The sequence below is a fragment of the Dyella mobilis genome (genome assembly GCF_016904945.1).
Lineage (GTDB): Bacteria > Pseudomonadota > Gammaproteobacteria > Xanthomonadales > Rhodanobacteraceae > Dyella_B > Dyella_B mobilis.
Genome location: NZ_JADIKF010000029.1, coordinates 25,215 through 48,970, shown reverse-complemented (window position 1 = coordinate 48,970; position 23,756 = coordinate 25,215). Strand labels below are relative to the sequence as shown.

23 protein-coding genes are annotated in these 23,756 nt (G+C 63.2%); 7 read left to right on the top strand and 16 right to left on the bottom strand.

Annotation, left to right across the window (positions count from 1 at the left end):
- Positions 1 to 119: 119 nt before the first annotated feature.
- On the top strand, positions 120 to 836 hold the full coding sequence (locus ISS99_RS00850) for a hypothetical protein (RefSeq protein WP_204629673.1): 717 nt from the start codon (positions 120 to 122) through the stop codon (positions 834 to 836).
- Positions 837 to 963: 127 nt separating this feature from the next.
- On the opposite strand, the gene ISS99_RS00845 is transcribed toward ISS99_RS00850, so the two are convergent.
- Complete coding sequence (locus tag ISS99_RS00845; protein ID WP_204629672.1) at positions 964 to 2,112, bottom strand: OmpA family protein; 1,149 nt, start codon at positions 2,110 to 2,112, stop codon at positions 964 to 966.
- Between the two features lie 636 nt (positions 2,113 to 2,748).
- Between ISS99_RS00845 and ISS99_RS00840 the strand changes: the two genes are divergently transcribed.
- Positions 2,749 to 3,636 carry an alpha/beta hydrolase gene (locus ISS99_RS00840; RefSeq protein WP_204629671.1) on the top strand — a complete coding sequence of 296 codons (888 nt, stop codon included), beginning with the start codon at positions 2,749 to 2,751 and terminating at the stop codon, positions 3,634 to 3,636.
- Positions 3,637 to 3,648: 12 nt separating this feature from the next.
- Here the strand turns inward: ISS99_RS00840 and ISS99_RS00835 are convergent, their stop codons facing one another.
- Positions 3,649 to 4,110, bottom strand: a complete 462-nt coding sequence (locus ISS99_RS00835) for a GNAT family N-acetyltransferase (protein WP_204629670.1) — start codon at positions 4,108 to 4,110, stop codon at positions 3,649 to 3,651.
- A gap of 76 nt (positions 4,111 to 4,186) precedes the next feature.
- Between ISS99_RS00835 and ISS99_RS00830 the strand changes: the two genes are divergently transcribed.
- Positions 4,187 to 5,038 carry a class I SAM-dependent RNA methyltransferase gene (locus tag ISS99_RS00830; RefSeq protein ID WP_204629669.1) on the top strand — a complete coding sequence of 284 codons (852 nt, stop codon included), beginning with the start codon at positions 4,187 to 4,189 and terminating at the stop codon, positions 5,036 to 5,038.
- A gap of 40 nt (positions 5,039 to 5,078) precedes the next feature.
- Here the strand turns inward: ISS99_RS00830 and ISS99_RS00825 are convergent, their stop codons facing one another.
- The 4 genes from ISS99_RS00825 to ISS99_RS00810 all read right to left on the bottom strand — a co-directional run bounded on the left by ISS99_RS00825 (position 5,079) and on the right by ISS99_RS00810 (position 6,434).
- Positions 5,079 to 5,252, bottom strand: a complete 174-nt coding sequence (locus ISS99_RS00825) for a DUF1328 domain-containing protein (protein WP_204629668.1) — start codon at positions 5,250 to 5,252, stop codon at positions 5,079 to 5,081.
- A 39-nt stretch (positions 5,253 to 5,291) separates the two neighbouring features.
- Positions 5,292 to 5,525, bottom strand: a complete 234-nt coding sequence (locus ISS99_RS00820; RefSeq protein WP_204629667.1) for a CsbD family protein — start codon at positions 5,523 to 5,525, stop codon at positions 5,292 to 5,294.
- A gap of 154 nt (positions 5,526 to 5,679) precedes the next feature.
- Positions 5,680 to 5,916, bottom strand: coding sequence for a helix-turn-helix domain-containing protein (locus tag ISS99_RS00815; RefSeq protein WP_204629666.1), 237 nt, complete (start codon positions 5,914 to 5,916; stop codon positions 5,680 to 5,682).
- Positions 5,917 to 5,921: 5 nt separating this feature from the next.
- Positions 5,922 to 6,434, bottom strand: coding sequence for a DUF2975 domain-containing protein (locus ISS99_RS00810; RefSeq protein WP_204629665.1), 513 nt, complete (start codon positions 6,432 to 6,434; stop codon positions 5,922 to 5,924).
- A gap of 101 nt (positions 6,435 to 6,535) precedes the next feature.
- Here ISS99_RS00810 and ISS99_RS00805 point away from each other — a divergent pair, with 101 nt between their 5' ends.
- Positions 6,536 to 8,407, top strand: coding sequence for an aspartyl protease family protein (locus tag ISS99_RS00805; protein WP_204629664.1), 1,872 nt, complete (start codon positions 6,536 to 6,538; stop codon positions 8,405 to 8,407).
- 74 nt (positions 8,408 to 8,481) lie between these two features.
- Here ISS99_RS00805 and ISS99_RS00800 read toward each other — a convergent pair whose 3' ends face one another.
- The 6 genes from ISS99_RS00800 to ISS99_RS00775 all read right to left on the bottom strand — a co-directional run bounded on the left by ISS99_RS00800 (position 8,482) and on the right by ISS99_RS00775 (position 15,506).
- A complete protein-coding gene (locus ISS99_RS00800; protein WP_204629663.1) occupies positions 8,482 to 8,697 on the bottom strand; it encodes a CsbD family protein in 216 nt (71 codons plus the stop codon).
- A gap of 220 nt (positions 8,698 to 8,917) precedes the next feature.
- Complete coding sequence (locus ISS99_RS00795) at positions 8,918 to 9,727, bottom strand: AcvB/VirJ family lysyl-phosphatidylglycerol hydrolase (protein ID WP_204629662.1); 810 nt, start codon at positions 9,725 to 9,727, stop codon at positions 8,918 to 8,920.
- Positions 9,724 to 12,327 carry a bifunctional lysylphosphatidylglycerol flippase/synthetase MprF gene (gene mprF, locus ISS99_RS00790; protein WP_284343865.1) on the bottom strand — a complete coding sequence of 868 codons (2,604 nt, stop codon included), beginning with the start codon at positions 12,325 to 12,327 and terminating at the stop codon, positions 9,724 to 9,726. The genes ISS99_RS00795 and mprF overlap by 4 nt, the downstream gene beginning before the upstream one ends.
- A 464-nt stretch (positions 12,328 to 12,791) precedes the next feature.
- Positions 12,792 to 13,406, bottom strand: a complete 615-nt coding sequence (locus tag ISS99_RS00785; RefSeq protein ID WP_204629660.1) for a hypothetical protein — start codon at positions 13,404 to 13,406, stop codon at positions 12,792 to 12,794.
- 205 nt (positions 13,407 to 13,611) lie between these two features.
- Positions 13,612 to 14,436, bottom strand: coding sequence for an NADPH-dependent 7-cyano-7-deazaguanine reductase QueF (queF, locus tag ISS99_RS00780; protein ID WP_204629659.1), 825 nt, complete (start codon positions 14,434 to 14,436; stop codon positions 13,612 to 13,614).
- 77 nt (positions 14,437 to 14,513) lie between these two features.
- Positions 14,514 to 15,506: an aldo/keto reductase gene (locus ISS99_RS00775; protein WP_204629658.1), complete on the bottom strand. Its 993-nt coding sequence runs from the start codon at positions 15,504 to 15,506 to the stop codon at positions 14,514 to 14,516.
- Positions 15,507 to 15,611: 105 nt separating this feature from the next.
- On the opposite strand from ISS99_RS00775, the gene ISS99_RS00770 reads away from it, so the two are divergent.
- On the top strand, positions 15,612 to 16,511 hold the full coding sequence (locus tag ISS99_RS00770; RefSeq protein WP_204629657.1) for a LysR family transcriptional regulator: 900 nt from the start codon (positions 15,612 to 15,614) through the stop codon (positions 16,509 to 16,511).
- Positions 16,512 to 16,557: 46 nt separating this feature from the next.
- Here the strand turns inward: ISS99_RS00770 and ISS99_RS00765 are convergent, their stop codons facing one another.
- Together ISS99_RS00765 and ISS99_RS00760 are read right to left on the bottom strand one after the other, a co-directional pair.
- Positions 16,558 to 17,307, bottom strand: coding sequence for a glutathione S-transferase family protein (locus ISS99_RS00765; RefSeq protein WP_204629656.1), 750 nt, complete (start codon positions 17,305 to 17,307; stop codon positions 16,558 to 16,560).
- An 8-nt stretch (positions 17,308 to 17,315) separates the two neighbouring features.
- Positions 17,316 to 17,708: an acyl-CoA thioesterase gene (locus ISS99_RS00760; protein WP_204629692.1), complete on the bottom strand. Its 393-nt coding sequence runs from the start codon at positions 17,706 to 17,708 to the stop codon at positions 17,316 to 17,318.
- A gap of 195 nt (positions 17,709 to 17,903) precedes the next feature.
- Here ISS99_RS00760 and ISS99_RS00755 point away from each other — a divergent pair, with 195 nt between their 5' ends.
- Positions 17,904 to 20,225: a S9 family peptidase gene (locus ISS99_RS00755; protein ID WP_204629655.1), complete on the top strand. Its 2,322-nt coding sequence runs from the start codon at positions 17,904 to 17,906 to the stop codon at positions 20,223 to 20,225.
- 2 nt (positions 20,226 to 20,227) lie between these two features.
- Positions 20,228 to 21,196 carry a hypothetical protein gene (locus tag ISS99_RS00750; protein WP_204629654.1) on the top strand — a complete coding sequence of 323 codons (969 nt, stop codon included), beginning with the start codon at positions 20,228 to 20,230 and terminating at the stop codon, positions 21,194 to 21,196.
- 4 nt (positions 21,197 to 21,200) lie between these two features.
- On the opposite strand, the gene ISS99_RS00745 is transcribed toward ISS99_RS00750, so the two are convergent.
- Entirely contained in the window at positions 21,201 to 22,415 is a 1,215-nt protein-coding gene (locus tag ISS99_RS00745) for an FtsX-like permease family protein (RefSeq protein WP_204629653.1), read from the bottom strand.
- A gap of 7 nt (positions 22,416 to 22,422) precedes the next feature.
- Positions 22,423 to 23,724, bottom strand: coding sequence for an ABC transporter permease (locus ISS99_RS00740; RefSeq protein WP_204629652.1), 1,302 nt, complete (start codon positions 23,722 to 23,724; stop codon positions 22,423 to 22,425).
- Between the last annotated feature and the right edge of the window lie 32 nt (positions 23,725 to 23,756).

The following is a 23,756-nucleotide window of genomic DNA, read 5'->3' as shown; positions in this document are numbered from 1 at the left end:
GCCCGTTTATCGTTCGTCGCCTGCAGGTAGGGCGCGTCGAGGGACCGGGTGCACCATCCGGCCCGAGGGGGTAGGCGCGCACCAGCACTCACCTAAAAACGGGACCAGGGAGCCAAGTGATGAAGAAGCCATCTCGTCGTTTCAGCCGGTCGGCCTCGTCGTGCGCATTCACCTTGCTGCTGGTTGGTGCCGCCGCCCCGGCACGGCCGGCGACACCCAGCTATCCGCAAATGGCACCGCTTTCCCAATACCTGATGACGGACCGCGCAGCCGAAATCGCCTTGGCGAAAAGCGCCGCGCCGGCCGCGATTTCCGACCACGCCACCGTGCTGGTGCTCGAGCGCACGGGTTATGTCACGGCGGTAAAAGGCCAGAACGGATTTGTCTGCGCGGTGGAGCGGTCGTGGATGTCGCCCTTCGACGGAACGCTGTTCTGGGATCCGAAACTGCGCGGGCCGATCTGTTTCAATCCGCAGGCGGCCAAGTCGATCCTGCCCATGACCTACAAGAGAACGGAGCTGGTGCTGCATGGGCAAACCAGGGAGCAGATAAAAAAGGACATCGAGGCGGCCATCGCCAGCAAGCAGTTTCCGCCGCTGGAACCGGGAGCGATGTCTTACATGATGTCCAAGCAGGGCTTTCTCGATGACCAGGCCGGCCACTGGATGTCGCACCTGATGTTCTATACGGCCGTCAATGTCGATTGGGGTGCTGACCAATCGGGATCGCCGGTGATGTTGAATCCCCAGTTCAACGGCAAGCCCGAACCGGTGAACGTGTTGATGATACACGTGAGCAAATGGTCCGACGGAAGCGATTCGCAGGAAATGCAATGAAGTTGCAACGTGTCGTCCATTCCGCAGATTCGTAGGCTGGGTCGGCGCACACGGCACGGCAATTGAGCTGCGCAAGCAAAAAAAGCCCGGCCGAAGCCGGGCTTTTTCGTTGTGCCACGCAGTGCGGCTACTGCTGTACTTGCAGTTCGGTGCGACGGTTGCGGGCGCGGCCGGCCGAGGTCTTGTTGGTGTCGATCGGGTCGTCTTCGCCGTGACCGATCGGACCTTCCAAGCGGCTCGGGTCGATGCCGTGCGAAGTCAGGTAGTCGTACACGATCTGCGCACGACGCTCCGACAGGCCCTGGTTGTATTTGGCCGTACCGACGCTGTCGGTGTAGCCGGCCACCGTGACCTTCACCTGCGGATAGCGCTTGAGCGTATCCACCGCCTGATCCAGGATGCCCATCGAATCGGACGCCGGCACGGCCAGGGTCGGTTCGATGTTGTGCTCGCCCTTCTTCGGGCGGTCGAACTTGAAGTTCACGCCCTTCAGGTCGATCACCACCTTCTGCGGGCAGCCATCCGGACCCACGATCGTGCCTTCCGGCAGATCCGGGCACTTGTTGTCGCACAGGTTCACGCCGTTGCGGAACTGCTTGGAGCAGTCAGGTTGCGGCGGCGGTGGTGGCGGCGGCGGAGCTGCCGGAGCCGGAGGCGGACCCAGGCGGAACAGCACCATGAAGTCGACCATCGCATCGCCATAGCCGTTGCGTTGCGGGAAGGTCTTGTCGTCCCAGTCGTAGCGGTATTTCACTTCGCCGCGCAGGTCGACGTTCTGCGTGATCGTCTTGGCGATGCCGACGCCGCCTTCGGCCGCCGGATCGATCTTGCGGTTGAACGAATTGACGTGCTGGCTGGCCATGATGCCGCCGACCAGGTACGGGCGCCAGTCGTTCCAGTCGAGGAAGTAGTAGCGCGCGTCGACGCCCAGGTTGTTGCTGGACCAGCGGCCGCCCTGATCGACATAGCCGCGGAAGCTGCGGCGCGTGCGATCCGCGAAGATGTCGATCGACACGTTCGGCGAGATGAACTTGCCGAATACCAGGCCGTAGTAGATCTGGTTCTTGTTGGTGAGCCGCTTGGAATCGTTGTGGTAGTAGCCCACCGTGGGGCCGATGTACCACCGGTCGTCGAAGGAGGTATTGGTGATATCGCTGCTCGAGCTGTCGGCGGGAGCCGGGGGAGCCGGGGGTGCCGACGTATTGTCTTGCGCATGCACGACACCCGCGCCGCCCAAGGCAAGAGCAATTAGAAAGTACAAACTCCTGTGTTTCATGAGGTGTCTCCTCTTTATGAGATATCGGCGTCTATCCGGGGGAAAGATCAACGCCGCAAGCTTCATGCAGCCGATGCGGCTTTTTTTAAACACCACTAATTTGGCAAGAACCGCCAAGGTCCAGCACATCCCTCCGCACGTCCCGTGTGGGTGAAGTTTTCGAACGTGATTAATGCAACGCCGTATTTGTTTCCCCGCCCCAATTTGTGAGTTGTGGGTTGCGATTTAACGCGGCGTTTATTGTGAACGCCCTCCGTCGGGGGCATGTCTTTGAAGCGTGAAATTGACCTTCACGGTTTGTTGCACAACCGTAGCATTGCGTGTCTAGGCAACTATTGCTTCGCGTTTGCGACGTCCAATGCCGTCAAGTTATTCAACGGCTTGCACGGCTTCGCGGGCGAGTGCTGAAAACCGGCTGCGCAAATTAATATTTAATGAAGCGCGTGCCGGATCGTTGCGTTGAATGTGGTCGCAGCACGCGTGCCGCATCTGCAAGAAAGCGAACGTGGCGAAAGCCGATCCGTATCGGCCGCAGCTTCGTGATGCAGGTCGCCGATTGGCGGCGCATGACCGCCGGCAGCTTCCAAGCGGTCGCGTCCCGAAGATAATGTAGGCGGATCAGGGGCAGGGTGCTTTATGGAACGACGGGAGCAAGCGCGCTCAACGGCTGGCGGCGGGCATGCCGGCGGGCAGGCAACGACGGCTTGGTTGACCATGCCGGACGGGCGGTCTTTGTATCTGCGCGGCTGGCCGAACGCATCGGCGCACGACGCAGTGCTGATCGTGCACGGACTGGGCGAGCACAGCGGGCGCTATGAGCAGCTTGCGCACTGGTTTCTGGCGCGAGGCTACGCGGTGCGCAGCTATGACCAGCGCGGCCACGGGCACTCGCCCGGCCAGCGTGCGGCGCTGCGGCACGGGGACGACCTGCTGCGGGACCTGGCCTTTGTCTACCAGGATTACGCTTCGAGCTTTGGCAAGCTGCCTCTGCTTCTGGGGCACAGCATGGGTGGGTTGGTGGCGCTGCGGACCGTTCTGGACGGCCGCATTCTTCCACCCGCGCTGATTCTTTCGTCGCCCGCGCTGCGCACCTTCGAAGCGCCGTGGCTGCAGCGCCTGGCGGCAGTGCTGGCGCGCGTATTGCCGAACCTGCCCTTGCGCACCGGTTTGTCGCCGGATGGACTTTCGCACGACGCCAAGGTCGTGGAGGACTATCGCAATGATCCGCTTTGCAGCGGTGCGATCACCCCGCGCATGGCGGACTTTCTGTTTCGCGGGGGCGCATCGAGCATTGCCGACGCCTGGCGGCTGACGGTACCGACGCTGTTGCTGGTGGCAGGCAGCGACCGGCTGGTCGACCCTTCCGGCAGCCGCGCCTTCGCCGACGGCGCATGGGCCACGAAGCAATTGACCAGCCGCTTCTTCGATACGCTGTTCCACGAGCTGTTCAACGAGGCGGAGACCGGCCGCCACCAGGTGCTGGCGCAGCTGGGCGAATGGTTGCGGCGTGGCGCTGCGGGCTGACCGAGTACTGCGCTACAACGCTTTGCGATACACCACGAACCCCGATTTGTCCGCGAGTTTGTCGTAGAGCGCCATGGCCGTCGCATTGGTTTCGTGGGTGTGCCAGTAAACGCGAGGGCAACCGGATTCCGTGGCGCGCCGGTACACCGCTTCGATCAGGGCGCGCCCCACGCCTTTGCCGCGGGCGGCTTCGGTGGTGAACAAGTCTTGCAGGTAGCAGACCGGCTCGATCTGGATCGTGCTGCGGTGAAGGAGATAGTGCGCAAGCCCCAGCAACTTGCCGTCGCTCTCGGCGACCAGCGCACGTACCGGCTCATAGGCATCGAAGAATCGCGACCAGGTCATCTTGGTGATGGCGTCCGGCAGCGCTGTCCGGTCCTTTCTTCCGTAGAACGCGTTATAACCGTCCCACAGCGGCTTCCACGCGGCGAAATCCTCGCCGGCAATTTCCCTGATCGTGACTGGATGGTTCATGGGTCTCCTCGAAAGACGGTGTATCGCGAGTCCGTGCGAGTGTACTTTGTGGGGCCGATGAAGAAAGCTCAAATCGATGACGCACGCCCTGCAAAATCTGCTCGCTACTTGCGAAGACCAGCGCTCCCTGCGCGAGCCGGACCAATTGCGCCAGCGCGTCGAGATGCTCGATAGCCTGGAAGACGAGCTGTTCGACGCCACCAATGTCGGCGAGGATCTCCGGCGGCGCGCCACGGCCGTTATCGATGAGCTGGAAGCGATCAACCAGGCGATTTATCGGGACATCCAAAGCGAGATCCGGCGAGGGGAAAACGCGAGCCTATTGAAATGGATGCGCGCCTGCGCCGCGGACGGGCTGCCGCGTGGCGAAGGTTACGACGCGCTGGATGTCTTGCTGAGCGGCGTCTTGCCATTCGAAGCACCTACCGGCAGCATCGCCGCGTTGGCGCCGGACATGGTGTTTTACCAGCCGACACCGGCGCGCCACATCGTCGATGCGATCGAGCGCCTGTCGCTGAATGAGAACGACGTGCTGGTGGATCTCGGCTCGGGACTCGGCCACGTTCCCTTGCTTGCCGCCATTTGCAGCCGGGCGCGTTGCGTGGGCATCGAGGTGGAGCCGGTGTACGTCGCCTGCGCGCAACGATGCGCGCAGGCACTGCAACTTTCCAACGCGAGCTTCCTCCAGCAGAACGTGTGCGCCGGCGACTTTTCCGAAGGCACGGTGTTCTATCTCTATACGCCGTTCACCGGAGATACCCTGCGCGAGGCATTGGACCGCTTGGCGCAGGAGGCGGCGAAGCGATCCATTCGCCTGTGCACGCTGGGCCCGGTTACGTCGGTGATCGCGCGCGAGCCATGGTTGATATCGGCGGACGATCTACGTACCGACCGGGTGGCGGTGTTTGCGAGTGTTCGGAGCAAATGAGCCGCAGGCGATCGCTGCGGCTCTCCCGTGCGCGGTTCGATCAGGGACGCGGTCCGCGTCGAATGCCGCCGAAAATCAGCGAAAGAACGAACAGCACGATAAAGACGATGAACAGGATCTTGGCGATGCCCGCCGCGCTGGCGGCGATGCCGCCGAAGCCGAGGATGGCGGCGATGATGGCGATGACAAAGAATACGGCAGCCCAATAAAGCATGATGATTTCCTGTGCAGTGGAGACGCGCGTAACGGTTCGTCAATGCTTGAGCGGTTTGCCTTTGTGCCGGCTCATGCTCATTTCCCGCTGGAAATCGCTCACTTGCCGCTCTGCCTCGTCGCGCGCCAGGCCGTAGCGTTCCTGCAATCGGCCGGCCAGCATTAGCGCATTGCCTTGGACGACCTTCAGGTCGTCATCGGTCAATTTTCCCCATTGCTTCTTGATCTGACCGCTGAGTTGCTTCCATTGACCGCTGATCGTGTCGTGATTCATGACGTTCACCTCAGTGATTCGATGAAGATGCCGGATGTCGAGCATCTGGCGCCATCGATTCGAACAGGCGAGGTGTAAACAATGTGTTCCAGCGACACCGAGCGGTTAAGCCACGTGAACGGCAGGCGCACCGAGCGTTGCGCCGGCGTGCAAATCAGATGTCCGCATCGTCTTCGTCGCTGGATGGGCCGGGCTGGAATTCCAACAAATCGCCGGGCTGGCATTCGAGATAAGCGCAGATGCGCTCCAGCGTGCCGAAGCGGATGCCGCGCACCTTGCCGGATTTCAGCAGGGACAAGTTCTGTTCGGTGATGCCGACGTGGGCGGCGAGTTCGCGCGATTTGACTTTGCGGCGCGCGAGCATGATGTCCAGGTTCACGATGATCGGCATGGCGGTCAGACGATGAGCTGATTGTCTTCGGCCAGTTGCCTGGCTTCGGCCATGATCCAGGCGATCACGAAGAACAAGGTGCTGATCAGGATCATCCAGATATCCGATCCGTCCATGCTGATCGACACCGAGGCGAGATGATTCAGACCCATCCAGCGTGAAACGGCCAGTTCGATGGGTGGCAGCAAACAGCCGGCGACGGTGCCAAGCAGCAGCGTAAACGCGAACGCGCGCAAATGGCCGGTGGCCGTCGCGCTGAAAAACTCGCCGCGTTCGAACAGGTGCATCAGCCGCACCAATCGATACAGTCCGTACAGATAGATCAGCGAAAGCAGCGCGGTATCGATCAGCGCCAGCCGCGGATGGCTGCCCAACTGGGCGGTGGCGTCCAACTGCACGGCGCTCAAGGTATCGGGATGGTGGGTCAAGCCGCGCCAGGCCAGCAAGGCGTTGGCGAGCACGACAAACGACATGGTGGCAAGCACCGCGTAGCGCAGCCAGCGCGCTTTGCGGCTCACCCTAGCACAGACATTATTCATCGTAAAGTAGACAAAGTTTATTGTTAAACAATAAACTTTTCTCCTAAAGTGGGATGCTCGCCACGATGTCCGAGGTGCTCATGATTTGCAAGGTTTCCTGCCTGGGTCTGGCCCTGGCGCTGGTCGGCGTTGTACCGATGCGTGCTCATGCCGAAACCGCGGCACCGACGCCGCAGTCGCTTTTTGCGGCGATGAAGGCCGCTTCGGGCGGCGTTCGCTGGGACGGTGCCGGCGAACTGGAGCAGCGCTTCGCCATTGAGCAGGGCGGGCAAACCGGAACCTGCACGCAGTACCAGGATCTGCACAGCGGACGGAACGCTTCGTATTGCTCGTTGGGCGAGGTGCCGAATGCACAGGGATATGACGGCGCCAACGCCTGGTTCATGGACGAAAAATCCATGGTATCGCTGCGCCAGTCCGTCCAGGCGAATCACGAGTCGGCCACCGATGCATACCTCGCACGCAACGGCTGGTTCCAGCCTGCGTCGACCGATCCGGCGCAGATGCGTTACGTCGGCCAACAAAAGGAAGCGGGTGGCATCTACGATGTCGTGCAGGTCATTCCCAAGGGCGGCATGGCGTTCGACGCCTGGATCGATGCGCGCAGCCACTTGCTTGAACGAGTCGTCGAAGATACCGACGATGGCGGCAAGCAGATCACCTGGTATTCCGACTATCAGCCCGTCGATGGTGTGCTCATCGCCTACACCCAGCGTCAAGGCAATGGCGATGCGCAGTACGACACGAGCATGCGCCTGCAACACGTCTCCCTGCACGCGACGGCGGACGATGCGCACTTCGCGATACCGTCGTCGCACGTGCACGATGCACACATCGAAGGCGGCGCATCTTCCGCCACCGTACCGTTTACCTCTTATGCCGGGCTGATCCTGGTGCAGATATCCATCAACGGCGGGAAACCGCTGCCCTTCATCCTGGATACCGGCGGCCTGAATCTGCTAACCCCGGAAGCAGCACACCGGTTGGGTCTGGCGGGTGCCGGCCATCAGGCCATCGGGGGCGTGGGTGCGGATACGCAGTCAATGCAAACGGCGCGGGTGAAAAGCTACCGCGTTGGGGACGTGGTCATGCAAGACCAGCAATTTCTGATCGTCGACCTGCCTCGCCTGCTCACCGATCGCGGTGCGCGCGAGCCCATCGCAGGCATCATCGGGTATGAGTTGCTGCGCCGATTCGCCACGCGCATCGATTACGACCGCAACCTGCTGACGCTAACGCCGGTGTCTGCATTCCGTGGCGTGACTAGTGCAAGCGCAGTGCCGATCGTGTTCGACGACAGAACCCCGCAGCTGGTTGCTCGCGTGAACGGAGCGCCCGGCACCTTCAACCTGGATACCGGCGACGCCAGCGAACTCACCGTGTTCGAGCCCTTCGCCAAAGCACACGGCATCAAGCCGAGCGGCAACACCATGGCCAGCCAGGCCCGTGGTGCGGGCGGCAAGATCAGCCTGACCGCAGCTCACGTCGATAGCCTGTCGATCGGTCCCTTCACCGTCGTTCGTCCGCTCACCGCGTTCACCGCTCCGGCCAAGGGCGGCTTCGCTTCTACGTTGCTGGCCGGCAATATCGGCCACGGCATCCTGTCGCGCTTCATCGTGACGCTCGACTACGAGCATCGCCAGCTTTATTTGCAGCAAGGGCAGCATTTTGCGCAAGAGTCGCCGCACAGCCGTACAGGTGTCGGCTTGGATCGCACGGAGCACGATGCCTTGGCGGTGGCGACGATCGCACCTGGATCGCCCGGCCATCAGGTCGGATTGCGCGTCGGCGACCGCGTAGTTGCCCTCGACGGCGTGCCCGTTGCGCAGATGGGGCTGGACGACATTCAACGCGTCATGCAGCAGCCGGACGGCACGCATCTGCCGATCAGCGTCGTGCGACAGGGGAAAGTCGGCGTCTACACATTGATATTGCGAGATCCCCTGCAATGAGCGCGAAACCCCGCGCCAGCCGCGATACGTGGCTGCTCGGCGACGATGGCCGGCACGGGGTCGCTTTCAAATCATCAATGCTGGGTACCCTTGCTCAATTTGTTCTCGAACTCGCGAACCTGTTTTTCAGCTTCGGAGTGGCTGATGCCATAAACCTTCTCGACCCTGTTGGTGAGGTATTCCATGCTGCCCTCTTTGGCCTGCAGGTCGGCTTCGGTGAGTTTTCCCCAGTGCTGCTTGATGTTCGGGGCGAGCTCTTTCCACTGGCTCCTGATCGTGTCTTGATTCATGACGTCACCTCTTCAGCTTGAAGGAATGCGCTTGCACGAAATGCGTGTAGCGCAATTTCCAATTCCATCACTTGAAGCGTAAATCCTGCGTGCCTGCGACGTGTAGAGAGGTCGCGTGCGTTGATCTCGCTGAATCGCGCGCATGCGTCGCGAGCCGCGTTTCGGCGGCTCGCGACGATTTCAGCACGTGATTTTTATTATGGATGCGTGCAGGGCACGATTAATGCGTCGTCGCGGGATTTTGTGCCGCGCTCGGCGCGCCTTCGGAGGGAAGGTCGCCGATCATGCGCGTGGCGAGGCCGTCGTAGTCGTAATTGAAGTGATGGTCGCCCGGCATTTCGTAGACCTTTACCCACTTCGGCAGCTTGGGATCGTCGCAAACGGTGTCGTCGCCGTCTTCCTTGCCGTAGTAGCAGATCAGCGGCGGCTTATTGTCGAGCGCGACGATCGGCGGCAGCGCAGGGTAGTGCGGCACCGGATTGATCCACTGCATGACTTGCTTGATGTGCGTCTTGAGCCAGTTCTCGCGCGCCGTGATGTAGCCTTCCAGCTCGACCTCGAAATTCACGTCCTGGCTGGGCGAGAGCAGCACCATCTGCACGATGCGTGCGCGATTGGCAGGGCTCAGCTTGTCGACGATGGTGGGCAGCACGTCGGCACCGAACGAAAAGCCGATCAGCCACACTTTCTGCTTGTGCCATTGCGTGGTGTATTGGGTGATCAGGGCGTCGAGTTCTTGCGCGGACTGCTCCGGCGAGCGGTTGCGCCAGTAGTAATCCAGGCAGCTCACCCCGAGCACCGGCACGCCGCGCGCGACCAGCCGCTTGCCCATTTCCTTGTCGAGGTCGCGCCAGCCGCCGTCGCCCGAATAGAACACGGCAAGAACGTCGTCGTGACCGGCGGGCGCCGCCACCTCGGGCATCAGCTTGACCGTGGCCTGATCGAGGCTGGGGTGGGGAAAGGGCTTCCAGATGACGAGGGCGGCAATGATCGCCAGGACGATCACGATCGCGGTGACGCGAAATTTCATCGGCGCACAACTCCGGTAAGGCCGCCCGAAATCAGGCTGGCGACATTGGTGAGCACCATGGGCAGGGCGATGCCGCCGGGTACCGCCACGTAACGCGGCTCCCACTCGGGATCGAACTTGTCTTTATAGCGGTGCAGGCCCTGGAAATTATAGAAGCGTTCGCCGCGGCCGAAGACCAGCGCGCCGAAACGATTCCACAGCGGCGCCTGGCGCCGGCTCTGCAGCCCCGACAGCGGCGCCATGCCGAGATTGAACCAGCGATAGCCTTGGGCCTTGGCCCACACCATCAGTTCCACGAACAGGTAATCCATCAGTCCGGCAGGACCGTCCGGCAATTGCCGCATCAGGTCCACCGAGGCTTCTTCCATGCTTTCGCACAGGAACATGTTGGCGAAGGCGATCGGCTTGTCGTTTTGCCACACCACCGCCATCGGCGTGCGCGACAGGTAGCGCTCGTCGAAGGCACCCAGCGAAAAGCCCTTTTCGCGCACGCGCTTGTCGCGCAGCCACGCGTCGGAGACCGTCTTGAGCTGCGGCAGCAGCGCGGGGACATCGGCAGTCGGCACGATTTCCAGGCGCAGGCCTTCGCGGCTCAGCTTGTTGACGGTGCCGCGCAAGGTCTTCTTCGATTTGCCGTCCAGATTGAACTGGTCCAGTTTTACGCGCGCTTCCTCGCCGATCTTCAGCAGGCTCATGCCCACTTCCAGATAGAGATCCAGGTCGGCCGGAGCCACCTGATAGAACACTGGCCAGCCGCCGCCGCGTTCGCAGCGTTCGCGAAAGGTCCACACCAGTTCCTGCCGTGCGCGATCGTCGTGACCCACCGGATCGCCCATCGCCACCCAGCTGCGGCCCTCGATGCCGTACATGATGAAGGCTTTGCCTTCCTGGTCGAACAGCAGGCTTTTGTCGCCCATCAGAGCCAGATGGGCCTGGGCGGAGTGGTAATGCTTGATCAACGGCAACGCGCGCGTCAGCTCGGCTTCGTCCGGCAAGGTGGGGCGCGAGCGCGCCGAGCGGATCAGCGTGATGAGCGCAAACAGCAGCGCCACGCCGGTGGCGCCGACCAGTGCACGCAGCGCGCGCGGCGCGTTACCGCGATAGAAACTGAACTGCCACCACAGGTCGCTGCTGTACTCCACGTGCTGGTAGCTGAAAAACACCAGCCACACCGTGCAGCCCAGCACCGTGGCGCAAGCCAGCAGCCAGCCGAACGAGAACGTGACTTCGAACAGCGAGGCACGCCGATAGAACAGCCGATGCGCCGGCGCCAGTGCGACGGCCAGCAAGATCAGCAACAGGGCTTCTTCATAGTCGATGCCCTTGAGCAACTGTGCCACGGCGCCGGCAACCAGCAACACCAAGGTGAGCCAGTACGCGGCATCGAGCCTGCGCTGCAGGCCGCGGGCGAGAATCAGCAGCGACATGCCGATCACGCTGCTGAGGAAATGCGACACCTCCAGCACCGGCAGCGGCAACAGGTCGCTGAGCAGTTCCAGGCGTCCGGGCAACACCGCCGTGGCGCCGGAGAACAGCAGCACCGCGCCCGATACCAGGGTGAGTCCGGCGAAGAACGGTGGCAGGATGCCGTTGAACCACGGCGAGAGCAGCGCCGCCCGGCGCAATCCGCGCGCTTCGCGAATCACCACCGCCACGGTCGCCGCGCACAAAGGCAACAGGTAATACACGCCGCGATACGCGGCCAGCGCGCCGAGGATCGGTGCCGACAGCGTGTGATTGCCGGTGGCGCCGAAGCCCGCCAGCATCACCGCTTCGAACACGCCCAATCCGCCCGGCACGTGGCTGATCAGACCGGCGATTTGCGCCAGCGCGAAGATCGCCAGGAACGAGCCGAAATGCAGCACCATCGCATCGGGCATCAGTGCGTAAAGCACGGCGGCGGCCAGGCCCCAATCCAGCGCGCCGACGAAGATTTGGCGCAGCCCCACTTCAATCGGCGGCAAGCGCAGCGCCCAGCGCCACACGCGGATCGGCCGCCTCCACAAAGCGCCGCCGAGCAGCCACAGCGCAGGGATAGCGCACAGCAACGCGCCCAGCAGCACGCGCGCCGAAGCCAGCGGCAAGGTATGCGGCAGCGGCACCAGCAGCAGGGTCGTGCCGGTGATGGCAAGCAGGCCGAGCCAGAAACTGATCGTGCAGAACAGCACGACCTTGGCTACTTCCATCGTCGACAGGCCGGCCTGGATATAGAAGCGGTAGCGGATCGAGCCGGACACCAGCATGGCCATGCCCAACGTATTGCTGAAGGCGTAGCTGATGAAGGAAATCAGCGCCACGCGCGGCCGCGGCAGCTTGCGGCCGATCGAGTCGAGTGCGAACAGATCGTAGAGCGGCATCACCGCATAGCCGAGCGCGGTCAACACGATGGCCTGCCCGATACGGCCACGACGCAGGCGATGCATGTATTCGCCGACCTGGTGATAGCTCACCTCGCCGGCCAACCGGTACAGCGCCCACAGGGCCAGGCACAGCATCAGCACCGACAGGGTCGGTCCGCCGAATCGGCGCAGCCACACCGGGCCCTGCCGGTTCAGGGCATCTTCCTGGCTAAGGACTTCGGCCCCGCCTTGTTGCTCCACGCTACGACTCTCTCGATTCCCCAGCATTAAGGCGACACTTATCACGTATCGCCGTCGTCACCAGTCCTGTCTGTTCGCAGGCCGCAGGGCCGTCGGCGAAGGCAGACTGGCTGTCTGTCGAGACGACGGCCCTGCGGCCTGCGGACAGACAGGACTGGCCCAACTGCTGATTTTAGGTGATGGGGTGATGTCTGGAAGGCCCACAGGGTGTGCCGCGCGGCTTGAAAAGGCGACGGCCTTCCCTGCGCCGCGCGACACACCCTGTGGGCCTTCCAGACATCATGACGACGGTGATACGTGATAAGCGTCGCCTTAAGATGTTGCCACATCAAGCATGTCAGGCAATAACTTGCGCCGGATTGCTCCGGCGCAGATGCCCTGTACGCGACGTGCATCGGCAGACTTTCTACACAGCAAAAGGGGCGCCCCACGGGGCGCCCCGCAATACATCAGGTTGGCGAGGCTCAGCCCTTCTTGACCTCGAAGGACTTGCTCTGCACTTCCTTGCCGTCGAGCGAGATGTCCACCTTGTACTTGCCTTCCGGCCACAGGTTCGGGTTCTGCACGCGGAAGGTGGTGGTGGCCGGGCCGTCGGCGGTGATCGACTGGCTGGTGCTGGTGACCAACTGGCCGTTGCCTTCGAGGTAGCTCCACTTGGCGCTGAGGGTGGCGCCGGCGGTCGTGCCAGTGGTGTCCACGCTCACGTAGATGGTCTTCTGGCTGGGCGAGAAGCTGGTGATTTCCTTGCGCACCTTGTGGTCGGGATTGACCGCGTCGCCCAGCGTGATGCCGCTGACCTGGAAGCCATTGTCGGCAGCCGGTGCGGCAGCGGCAGGCGCGGCGGCCGTGGTGCTTGCATGTGCCGGAGCCGCGGCGGTGCTCGTCGGCGCGGGTGCCGGCGCTGCGGTGCTGGCCGGGGCCGGCTTGGCTGCGGTGCTGGCGGCGGTCGGAGCGGCTGCCGTGCTCGGCGAAGCGGGCTGGTTCGCAGCCTGTTGCTCGTTCTTGCCGCAGGCGCTGAGCGCCAGCAGGCCGGCAAACGTGACGCTGTACAGGGCGGCGGAACGTGCGGAGAGTTTCATGTGCGGAATTCCGAAAAATAGGGAGCAGGAGAACCGGAGGCCGACGGATTCGGACCAGTGGGCAAGGCTAGCGCCACCGATCTGAAGTGCCGATGACCAGGGCGGCAGAGTGTAACCGACCGCCCGGCAAAGGCGAGGCGTCGGCCGGCCGGTGCGGAAAGCGAAGAGATGTGACGTGGTGCAGGTTTTTAGGCGATGCGCCGCTTCACTGCCGCGCGCCGCGGATATTGTCCGGCGACTGTGCATCGGTGCTGCGGAAGGGATTGATGTCCAGCCCGCCGCGGCGCGTGTAGCGTGCGTAGACGCTCAGCCGTTCCGGCGCACAGTGTTTCATCACGTCCACGAAGATGCGCTCGACGCATTGCTCGTGGAATTCGTTGTGCGTGCGGAACGAGACCAGATAGCGCAGCAATCCCTCGCGATCGATGGGTGCGCCACGGTAACGGATCTGCACGCTGCCCCAGTCCGGCTGCCCGGTGACCGGGCAGTTGGAGCGCAACAGGTCGGAAACCAGGGTTTCCTCCACTACGTTGCCGGCCGTGTCGGCGCGCAGGTAATCGGCCTTGGGCGGGCCGTAGTCGTCGATGGCAATCGGCAGGGCATCGATCAGCTCGCCTTCCAGGTCGGCGAAGGCATGCATGGCTGCCCGCGGTTCGCGGATGTGCACCAGCACCGGCGCGCCGGCGGCGCGGGACAGATCCTGTTGCAGCAATGCACTCAATGCCGCGGCACTGGCCAAGGGTTCCTGCGCGAAGCCGTTGAGATAAAGCTTGAACGACTTCGACTCGATGATGTTCGGCGAGTGGGCCGGTACGTGGAATTCCGCCACGGCAGCCACCGGCTTGCCGCGCATGTCCAGCCAGGACAGCTCGTAGGCGTTCCAGATGTCCACGCCGCGAAAAGGCAGCGGTTCCTGCACGCCGATCTCGTCGCGCTTGCCCTGGCGCGGAATCGGGAACAGCAGGGTCGGATCGTAGCGATCGGCGTAGACGGTGTGCTTGCCGAGCGGGGAGTGTTCGGGGGAAGTCATCGGTCTATTTTAATGGGGAAGCGCCTTCCTTGGCGCTTTCGATCCGATGAACCCCGTTTGATCCGGCGCAGCCCCGATTACTTGTTGACGTGCGACATGCCCATCGCGGTATAGCGCTCTCCGGCCACCGCTTCCAGCGGAAAGATGCGTTCGATCGCAGCCAGGTCGTCCTGGCTCAGCTCGACGTCCAGCGCACCGAGGTTTTCGTCCAGGCGCGAACGGCGCTTGGTGCCGGGGATCGGCACGATATCCGTGCCCTGCGCCAGCACCCAGGCCAGGGCCAGTTGCGCCGGCGTGCAGCCCTTCTCCTGGGCCATCGTCTCCACCTGCTTCACCAATTGCAGATTGCGGGCGAAGTTCTCGCCGACGAAACGCGGGCTGGTGCGGCGGTAGTCGTCCTGGTCAAAGTCTTCCGGACGGGTGATGGCGCCGGTGAGGAAGCCGCGGCCCAGCGGCGAATAAGCCACCAGTGCGATGCCGAGCTGGCGGCACAGGGCGAGCGTGCCGTTCTCTTGCGGATCGCGTGTCCACAGCGACAGCTCGCTCTGCAGGGCGGTGATCCGATGCACCTTGCTGGCGCGCTCGATGCTCGGTGCGGAAGCTTCGGAAAGGCCCAGGTAACGCACCTTGCCGGCAGCAACCAGCTCGGCCATCGCGCCCACCGTTTCCTCGATCGGCACATTCGGGTCCACCCGATGCTGGTAATAAAGGTCGATGTGATCCACGCCCAGCCGCTTCAGGCTGCCGTCGCAGCTGGCGCGCACGTATTCCGGACGGCCGCTGATGCCGCGGCTGGCCGGGTCGCTGGGGTCGCGCACGATGCCGAACTTGGTGGACAGGAAAACCTGGTCGCGGCGCCCCTTGAGCGCCTTGCCTACCAGCTCCTCGTTGATGAAGGGGCCGTAGACGTCGGCGGTATCGAGCAGGTTGAGGCCACGGTCGAGCGCGTGATGGATGGTGGCGATGGATTCGGCATCGTCGCGCGAGCCGTAGAACTCGCTCATGCCCATGCAGCCGAGGCCGAGGGCGGAAACGACGGGACCATTCTTGCCGAGTGTGCGTGTCTGCATGAGGAGATCTCTTGCCGGGGTGGAGGATGGCGCATCTTCGGCTGCTGCGCGACTTAGATAAATACTCAATAATTGGTATCACTATTCCATTTGGATAAACAATCCATGGACCGCCTCGATGCCATGCGCCTGTTCACCCGGATCGCCGAACTGGGCAGCTTCACGGCCGCGGCCGACGATCTGAACCTGCCGCGCGCCACCGTCACCCACACCATCAAGCGGTTGGAATCGCGGCTCGGTGCGCAACTGCTGCAGCGAACCACCCGCCGCGTGCGCACCACCCGCGATGGCGAGGCGTACTACAGCCATTGCGTGCGCCTGCTGGCGGAAATGGACGCGGTCGAAGCGGATTTTCGCGAAGCCGCCGTGCAGCCGCGCGGGCGGCTGCGCATCGACGTGCCGGCGCACGTGGCGCGGCAGTGGCTGATTCCCGCATTGCCGGCATTCTTTGCACGCTACCCCGCGCTGGAACTGGATATCGGCACCGGCGACCGTTTCGTCGATCTGCTGCGTGAGGGCGTGGATTGCGTATTGCGCGTGGGCAAATTGCCCGACTCGAACCTGGTGGGCAGAAGAGTCGGCACGCTGCAGCAAATGACCGTGGCCAGTGCGGGCTACGTGCGCAAGCAAGGCATGCCGCAAACCTTGGCGGAACTGCAGAACGGCCACTACGCGGTGAACTGGGCTTCGCCCACTACCCATCGCAGCGAACCGCTGGAATTCATGGTGGGGCGCAAGCGGCGCGAGATCGCCATGCCGGGACACGTCACGGTGAGTGGTGTGGAGGCTTATCTGGCCTCGTGCGAAGCGGGGCTGGGATTGGCGCAGTTTCCGGTCTATCGCGTGGCCGATGCCATGGCCAATGGAACGCTGAGGGAGATTTTGCCGGCGACACCGCCGCCGTCGCTGCCGGTGACGGTGCTGTATCCGTCGCACCGGCAGATGCCGGCGCGGCTGAGAGTGTTCGTGGATTGGATGGTGGCGCTGATAAGCAAGCAGCTCTGACAACGCGGCACAGGGTCTCAGGCCGGGTCAGCGGTGGCGATGAGCATCAACCTCGCGCAACCCCGTGCCTCGCCAGTTCCGTCCCCATCGTCTCGCGCGTCAGCGGTGCGCCGGCGGCAGCCAATACGTCACGCTGCTGCGTATGCGGAATGCGCAGCAGGCAATCTTCGAACCGTGCCAGTTTCTGAAATGCCGGCAAGCCTTGCAGGCGTTCCACAAAGGCTGCAACGCGCGGCCACTTCTGTGCGTCCACGGTGTAGCGCACGAACGCCGCCGTGCGGAAATAGCAGGCGATGCTGATGTCGGCGATCGACAGTTCGCCGAAGATGAATCCGTCGGAAGGCAACTGCGTTTCCAGATAATCCAGTGCCGACGGTATCTCCACTTCGCGTGCCCGTTGCACGATGCCTTCGTCGGTGGCTTCGCCGAACAGGTAGCGGCGTATCGCCAGCTGATAGAAAAGCCGCCACACCAGCACGTCGGCCAGTCGGGTATCGGCGTATTCCTCCAGCCAGCGCGCCTTGGCGCGGCAGACGATGTCGGCGGGGTACAGGGAAGGCGTCGGGTACTTGTCTTCCAGGTACTGGCAGATCACCGAAGAATCGTTGAGCACCAGGTCGCCGTCGATCAGCACCGGAACGCGGCGCAAGGGGCTCAGGCGGCTGAATTGGTCATTGCCGACGAACGGCGGAATGGGATCGATCACGTAGTCCAGTCGTTTCAGCTCCAGGCACACCAGGACTTTGCGAACGTAAGGCGAGATATAACTGCCGATGATGGTGACGGGACGGGACATGATCGACCTCAAGCCGCTGGCAGCGCGGCAACCGGGGTGGGAGAACCGTTCGAATCCAGCGCGATCATCACGAAGCGGCCGGTGGTGCAGACGCGGCGGTCACCGGTGAGCGGGTCTTCCGCGGTCATCTCCACTTCCACCTTCATCGAGCTGTGGCCGGTGCCGACGATGCGCGCCACCAGTTCCACCAGTTGCCCTTTGCCCACGGGGACGCGGAAGTTCACTTCCTCCGAGCGGGCGGTGACCACCGTGCGGCGTGCGTGGCGCGAAGCGACGATGAAGGCGGCTTTGTCCATCCAGGCCAGCGCCTGTCCGCCGAACAGGGTGCCCAGGTGGTTGGTGTGGTCGGGGAAGACCATTTCCAGCAGGCGGGCTTCGGGCAATGCGGTACTCATGGTGATCCGGGTGGGGCGGGGAGGGTGCACAACAATAAGACGGCAACGAATTTAGCGCCACGGACCGCATGCGTACGGGCGCATTCTTGAGTACCTTTGGCAGGGGTGGCCGGTCTCCGCCGGGGTTACGATCAAAGGTTGGGGGACGGTCGCGACAATAGCGATCCGGTTTTATCGGCAAGTACAGATTCGGGAGCAAGCATGCGTTCGACAATCGGCATGTCGCGCCTTTATGGCGCGGTGGTAGGTGGACTGCTGGCGATGGCCGCCAGCCCTGGCAGCGCGATGGCCGATGGCCGTGCCCTGACCGCGCAGGATTACGCGCAGGCTGAGCGCTACATGGCGTACAACACCATGCCGCTGGTGGACCACGCGGTGTCTACGGTGCATTGGCTGGACGGCACGCATTTCTGGTACGTCGATCACGACGCCAGCGGCGACCACTATCTGCAGGGGGACGCCGCCAAGGGCGGCACCACGCCGTTGTTCGACCAGGCCAAGCTCGCCGCGGCGTTGACCAAGGCCGGTGCAAAGTCGATCGATGCGAACAAATTGCGCGTCACCGATTACCGCGTAATGTCCGATGGACGCGATCAGATCGAAGTGGGACAAAAATCGTATTTGTGCGATCTGAAGACGGCCGGCGAATGCGCGGCGGTGAAGAGCGGCAAAGAGCCGGGCGTGCTGTCGCCCGACCGCAAGCAGGAAGCCTTCATCCGTCACTGGAACCTGTGGGTGCGCGACGTGGCCACCGGCAAGGAAACCCAGCTCACCACCGACGGCGTGGAGAATTTCGGTTACGCCACCGACAACGCCGGCTGGAAGCACACCGACAACGCCATCCTGGAATGGTCGCCCGATTCCAAGCGCATCGCCACCTTCCAGCAGGACCAGCGCCAGGACGGCGACATGTACCTGGTCACCACCAAGGTGGGCCACCCCGAATTGCAGGCGTGGAAATATCCGCTGCCGGGCGACCAGCACGTCACCATGATCGAACGCGTGGTGATCGACGTGCCGACCCGCAGGATAGTGCGCCTGAAAACCCCGCCCGATCAGCATCGCTCCACCTTGTGCGACGACGTCAGCTGCGGCGACAACGGCGGCTGGGATGACGTGAAGTGGGCGCCGGACAGCAAGACGCTCGCCTTCGTGTCCACCTCGCGCGATCACAAGCACGAAACCTTCCGCATCGCCGACGCGAATACCGGCGCGGTGCGCACCGTCTTCCACGAAGATGCGCCCACTTATTTCGAGAGCGGTAATGGCTCGGTCAACTGGCGTTACCTGCCGGGCAGCAAGGAAGCGGTCTGGTACAGCGAGCGCAGCAACTGGGGCAATCTGTATCTCTACGACCTCGACAACGGACAGCTCAAGCACGCCATCACCACCGGCGACGGCAATGTCACCGAGATCGTGAAGATCGACCCCGCCACGCGCACCGTGTGGTTCCGCGCCGTGGGACGCGCGTCCGGCGTCAATCCGTACTACCAGCAATTCTGGAAGGTGAGCCTGGATGGCGGGCAGCCAGTGCTGCTGACGCCGGAACCGGCCGACCACCTGATCAGCATGTCCGACGACGGCAAATACTTCGTCGACAGCTACTCGACCACCAGCACGCCGCCGGTTGCCGTGTTACGCGATGCGAATGACGGCCGTGTCGTCAGCACTGTGGCCAAGGCCGACATCACGCGCCTGCTGGCGACGGGCTGGCAGCCGCCGGAACAGTTCACGGTGAAGGCACGCGACGGCAAGACCGATCTGTACGGCCTGATGTTCAAGCCGACACATTTCGATCCGCAGAAGAAATATCCGATCGTCGACTACGTGTATCCGGGTCCGCAAACCGGTTCGGTCGACAGCTTCGCCTTCCGGCCTTCGCACTACGACAACCAGTCCCTGGCCGAACTCGGTTTCGTGGTGGTGGCGCTCAACGGCATGGGCACGCCGTGGCGCTCCAAGGCGTTCCACGATACGTGGTACGGCAACATGGGCGACAACACGCTGCCGGACCAGGTGACGGCCATCAAGCAACTCGGCCAGCGCTATCCGTGGATCGACCTGGATCGCGTCGGCGTCTGGGGGCATTCGGGCGGCGGCAACACCACGGCCGATGCCATGTTCCGCTATCCGGACTTCTTCAAGGTCGGCTGGGCCGAAAGCGGCAATCACGACAACCGCGAATACGAGGACGACTGGGGCGAGAAATACCAGGGCCTGCTGGTCGGCAACAATTACGACAACCAGGCGAACCAGCTCATTGCCAAGAATCTCAAGGGCAAGCTGATGCTGGTGCACGGTTCGATCGACGACAACGTACCGCCCTATAGCACGCTGCTGGTGGTCGATGCCCTGATCAAGGCGAACAAGGACTTCGACATGCTGTTGCTGCCCAACGAGCATCACGGCTATGCCGACGACTCGCCGTACGTGACGCGCCGCCGCTGGGATTACTTCGTGCGCAACCTTGCCGGCGATACGCCGCCGAAGGATTACGCACTCAAGCCCTGGCCCTGGCGCTAAACGTGCGCCGATGGCGAGCAGCGTTGACGGGCCTGCTGCTCGCCATGGCGGTGCCTGCGGGTGCCGCCGATAAGGCGCCCACGATCGCCGATTCGTTTACGCTGTTCTGGTCTGCTGCGCAGGGGCAATCCTTTGCGCAGCAACTCGATGCCTGGGATCGCTACGTGGAAGCCCCGCGTCGCGACCTGTATGCCTCCGTCGCGTGGGAAACGCGGCGGCATCCCGACTGGGAGGCGCGCAAGCAGCGTTACCTGCGTGCGCGCTTTGCCGACTATCCGGCGCTGGCGCCGTCCATTCGCAGCGAAGATGCGGCATTGCGCGACACGCTCGCCCGACAGGTTCCGCGTTTTTGCCGTCTGTTTCCTGATGCCGGTACGCACCCGCCGGTGTACGAGCTGCTGGCGCCGAACTTCGATGCCAAAAGCGGCGTGCTTGCCGATGGCAGGCCGGTACTGGTTTTTGCGGTGGATTCGCTGCTGCTGGAAAAGGCCGATCTGGACATCGTGGTTCCGCACGAGCTTTTTCATCTTTATCACGCGCAACACGCCGGCTTTCGCAACGACGGCGTGATGCCCGGCGTTGCACTGACGGTGCCGTTGTTCGAAGAGGGGCTGGCAACGTACGTGAGCGGCGAGTTGTCGCCTGCGCATGGGGATGGCGAACTGCTGCTGCAAGCCGATCTGGGCGACATTCCGGCCAGCCGGCTGGGAGAGATTGCGCAGCGGTTTCTTGCCGATGCACGGTTCAAGGCCATCGATACCAAGCATCCCGACGCTTTCAGCAAGTGGTTCAACGCAGCCGCGGTCCCTTATCAGCAAGACTTGCCCAATCGCAGCGGCTACTGGCTGGGCCTGCAGGTGATCCGTCACTTGCGCCGCACTTACTCTCTGGCCCAGATTGCCGCCTGGACACCCGCGCAAGCAGATGCCCAGGTGATGTCGGCGCTGCGCGAACTCGGCCAGGGTCGCTGAGGCGTCAGCCGGAGCGCGTCGCCGTCACCGGCGGCACGGCTGCCGCACGCACCGCCGGGCCGAGTACGGCCAGTTGGCCGAGCATGCACAACGCGGCGGCGCCGATCATCAGGTAGATCGGCGGAAGCCGCGCCTGCTCGTCGTGCACCATCAACAAGGCATTGAGTGCATAGGTCAGCAACGAACCCACGGCGACGCCGCAGCCGACAATCAACAGGTTTTCGCCGAGAAAATAACGCAGGATGTCGCCGCGGGTAGCGCCCACTGCGCGGCGGATGCCGATCGAGCGCCGGCGCTGTTGCACCCAGAAGTTGACGAGTCCGGCGATGCCGATGGCGGTCACGGCGAGCAGTCCGAGTGCAGCGGCCAGCAAGAGGCCGATCATGGTGCGGCTGTGCTCGAAATAGCTGGACCGCAGTTCGGCGAACGTGCGCGCGTGTCGCAGGATGCGGTTGCCGTGCAACCGGTTCAGTACATCGGCAGCGCGCTTGAGCACGTCGCTGCGGTCGGAAGCTGCGGTGCGCATGACATAGGTGACGGTATTGCTGTCGGGCAACATCGGCAGCAAGGTGGCGTACTCGTTGCTGGCATCTTCGTGCAGGTACGGCCTGGCAAGATGATCGACCACGCCGACGATGCGTGCAGCATTGTCGCCGGGATAGATCGATTTGCCGAGCGGATCCTGGCCGGGAAAAAGCAGGTCGGCCAAGGAGCGGGTGACGATTGCGGCCGGCACGTGGTCGATGCCGGACCAATCGTGTGCGCTGTCCATCGGAACGTATTCGTCGGCATGGAAATCGCGGCCGGCGACCAGGTGCAGGCCGAGCGTGGCAAGTTCGCCCGGCGTGCCGTTGAACGCGGTGGCGACGGCGCGTGCGGGAGCATCCTTGGCAATGCCGATGCCGTTGCCCCAATCGTTGTGATTGTAGGGCAGCGCATCCACCGCGGCCGCCGAACGCACGCCTGGAATCGTGCGTAAAGCCGCCAGGTCCGCATCGTGCCTGGCCAGCGGTTGCGCATCCTGGTCCAGGTCGGTGCTGTCGATCATCACCAGTTCGTCTTCGGCCACGCCGCTGGCGGTGTGCAACTGCGCGGCGCGATGGGCAATCATGAAGGCGACGTTGCAGACGATGGCGCAGGTAAGACTGACCTGCAGCACCAGCAGCAAGGTGGTGAGTTTGTGGCGGGTGAGGCTGGCAATGATGGGTGAGCGAAACATGGTGGCCTCACTGAGTTTTCAGTTGAAGGGCAGGGGCGACGTTGCACGCGCGCCATGCCGGCAGCAGTCCCGCGATCACGCTGGCCGCGATGGCCAGTACAAAAGTTCCGGCCAGCATGGCCAGATCCATGCGCGCGAGATGCGCATAGCCGTCCGGTTGCTGGCGCACGCTCCACAGGCCCAGTTCGGCCAGCGCCAATCCCAGCAGGCCCCCGGCGACGCCGATCACCGACGATTCGATGCCCAATTGCAGGAACAGATCGCGCCGCCTCGCGCCAAGCGCCCGGCGTACGCCGAGTTCGCCGCTGCGCCGCAGGAATTTCGCCAGCAGCAAGCCGACGATGTTGAGCATGCACACGCCGAGGAAGCCGAAAGCAAGCCACAACTGCACCTGGAGGTCGTCGGGAATCAGGTGCTGGAATGCCAGCCAATCCATCAGGTTGTACAGGTGCGGCTCGACGTGTCGCGGAAAGCGGCCGCGAGCGCGCTGATCTTGCACGTAGCCGGACAGAAAGTCGCGATACGCGCTCGCTTTTGCCGGCGTGCTCAGCTGCACCCAGAATTGCAGCCAGCTGCAATGGTCGCTGCTGCGCGAATCGCCGCCGCTGCCCCAGCACATCATGCGACCGGCGAACTCCAGCTTCAGCTCCAGCGCCGTTTGCAGCGGCAGAAAGAACTGGTCGTCCTCACCGAAGGCGTGTTCGTCGATCTGCGCGTAGAAGACAGGCTGGGGCTGCCAGTTATCCAATACGCCAACCACGCGGAAGTCGGTGTTTTTCAACCGGATCACCTGGCCGACGCCGGATGCGGCGCCGAACAGCTTCCGGTTGAGCGCGGCATTGAGCACGACGACGCGCGCATGATCCTGGTCTTCCTGTTGCGTCCATCCGCGGCCGGCAGCAAATGGCGTGCCGAACATCGAAAAGAAATCCGCAGTGACATAGCGGCCGCTTTCGAAGAACGGGTGCGCCGTGGCTTGTTGCGGCTGGATCGGCAGGATGCCCGCCGCCATCGCGGCTTGCTTGTCGGCGCGCGCAGCATGCAGCAGATAAGCGGCATCCGGCCAGGTCAGGTCGTCGTCTGCCGCGGCGCGGGCGGGTTTGTCTTCGTGCACCGGCTTGGGGTCGATCACCGGCACGAATAATTGCGCACTGCGGCCGGGCAACGGATCGTCCGACATGACGTGAAGCACGGTCATCATGGTCATGCTGGCGCCGATGCCCAGGCCGATCGCCACGATCATCAACGCCGTAATGACCTTGTTGCGCTTGAGGCTGAGGATCGCGAGCAAGAAGTAGTAGCCAGGCACGTGCGCGACTCCCTGTAGGCGGAAAATGGATG

Excerpts from the sequence above, each read along its gene's own strand:
- ISS99_RS00850 (WP_204629673.1), top strand. The coding sequence starts at position 120 with ATGAAGAAGCCATCTCGTCGTTTCAGCCGGTCGGCCTCGTCGTGCGCA.
- ISS99_RS00845 (WP_204629672.1), bottom strand. The coding sequence starts at position 2,112 with ATGAAACACAGGAGTTTGTACTTTCTAATTGCTCTTGCCTTGGGCGGC.
- ISS99_RS00840 (WP_204629671.1), top strand. The coding sequence starts at position 2,749 with ATGGAACGACGGGAGCAAGCGCGCTCAACGGCTGGCGGCGGGCATGCC.
- ISS99_RS00835 (WP_204629670.1), bottom strand. The coding sequence starts at position 4,110 with ATGAACCATCCAGTCACGATCAGGGAAATTGCCGGCGAGGATTTCGCC.
- ISS99_RS00830 (WP_204629669.1), top strand. The coding sequence starts at position 4,187 with ATGACGCACGCCCTGCAAAATCTGCTCGCTACTTGCGAAGACCAGCGC.
- ISS99_RS00825 (WP_204629668.1), bottom strand. The coding sequence starts at position 5,252 with ATGCTTTATTGGGCTGCCGTATTCTTTGTCATCGCCATCATCGCCGCC.
- ISS99_RS00820 (WP_204629667.1), bottom strand. The coding sequence starts at position 5,525 with ATGAATCACGACACGATCAGCGGTCAATGGAAGCAACTCAGCGGTCAG.
- ISS99_RS00815 (WP_204629666.1), bottom strand. The coding sequence starts at position 5,916 with ATGCCGATCATCGTGAACCTGGACATCATGCTCGCGCGCCGCAAAGTC.
- ISS99_RS00805 (WP_204629664.1), top strand. The coding sequence starts at position 6,536 with ATGATTTGCAAGGTTTCCTGCCTGGGTCTGGCCCTGGCGCTGGTCGGC.
- ISS99_RS00800 (WP_204629663.1), bottom strand. The coding sequence starts at position 8,697 with ATGAATCAAGACACGATCAGGAGCCAGTGGAAAGAGCTCGCCCCGAAC.
- ISS99_RS00795 (WP_204629662.1), bottom strand. The coding sequence starts at position 9,727 with ATGAAATTTCGCGTCACCGCGATCGTGATCGTCCTGGCGATCATTGCC.
- ISS99_RS00785 (WP_204629660.1), bottom strand. The coding sequence starts at position 13,406 with ATGAAACTCTCCGCACGTTCCGCCGCCCTGTACAGCGTCACGTTTGCC.
- queF (WP_204629659.1), bottom strand. The coding sequence starts at position 14,436 with ATGACTTCCCCCGAACACTCCCCGCTCGGCAAGCACACCGTCTACGCC.
- ISS99_RS00775 (WP_204629658.1), bottom strand. The coding sequence starts at position 15,506 with ATGCAGACACGCACACTCGGCAAGAATGGTCCCGTCGTTTCCGCCCTC.
- ISS99_RS00770 (WP_204629657.1), top strand. The coding sequence starts at position 15,612 with ATGGACCGCCTCGATGCCATGCGCCTGTTCACCCGGATCGCCGAACTG.
- ISS99_RS00765 (WP_204629656.1), bottom strand. The coding sequence starts at position 17,307 with ATGTCCCGTCCCGTCACCATCATCGGCAGTTATATCTCGCCTTACGTT.
- ISS99_RS00755 (WP_204629655.1), top strand. The coding sequence starts at position 17,904 with ATGCGTTCGACAATCGGCATGTCGCGCCTTTATGGCGCGGTGGTAGGT.
- ISS99_RS00745 (WP_204629653.1), bottom strand. The coding sequence starts at position 22,415 with ATGTTTCGCTCACCCATCATTGCCAGCCTCACCCGCCACAAACTCACC.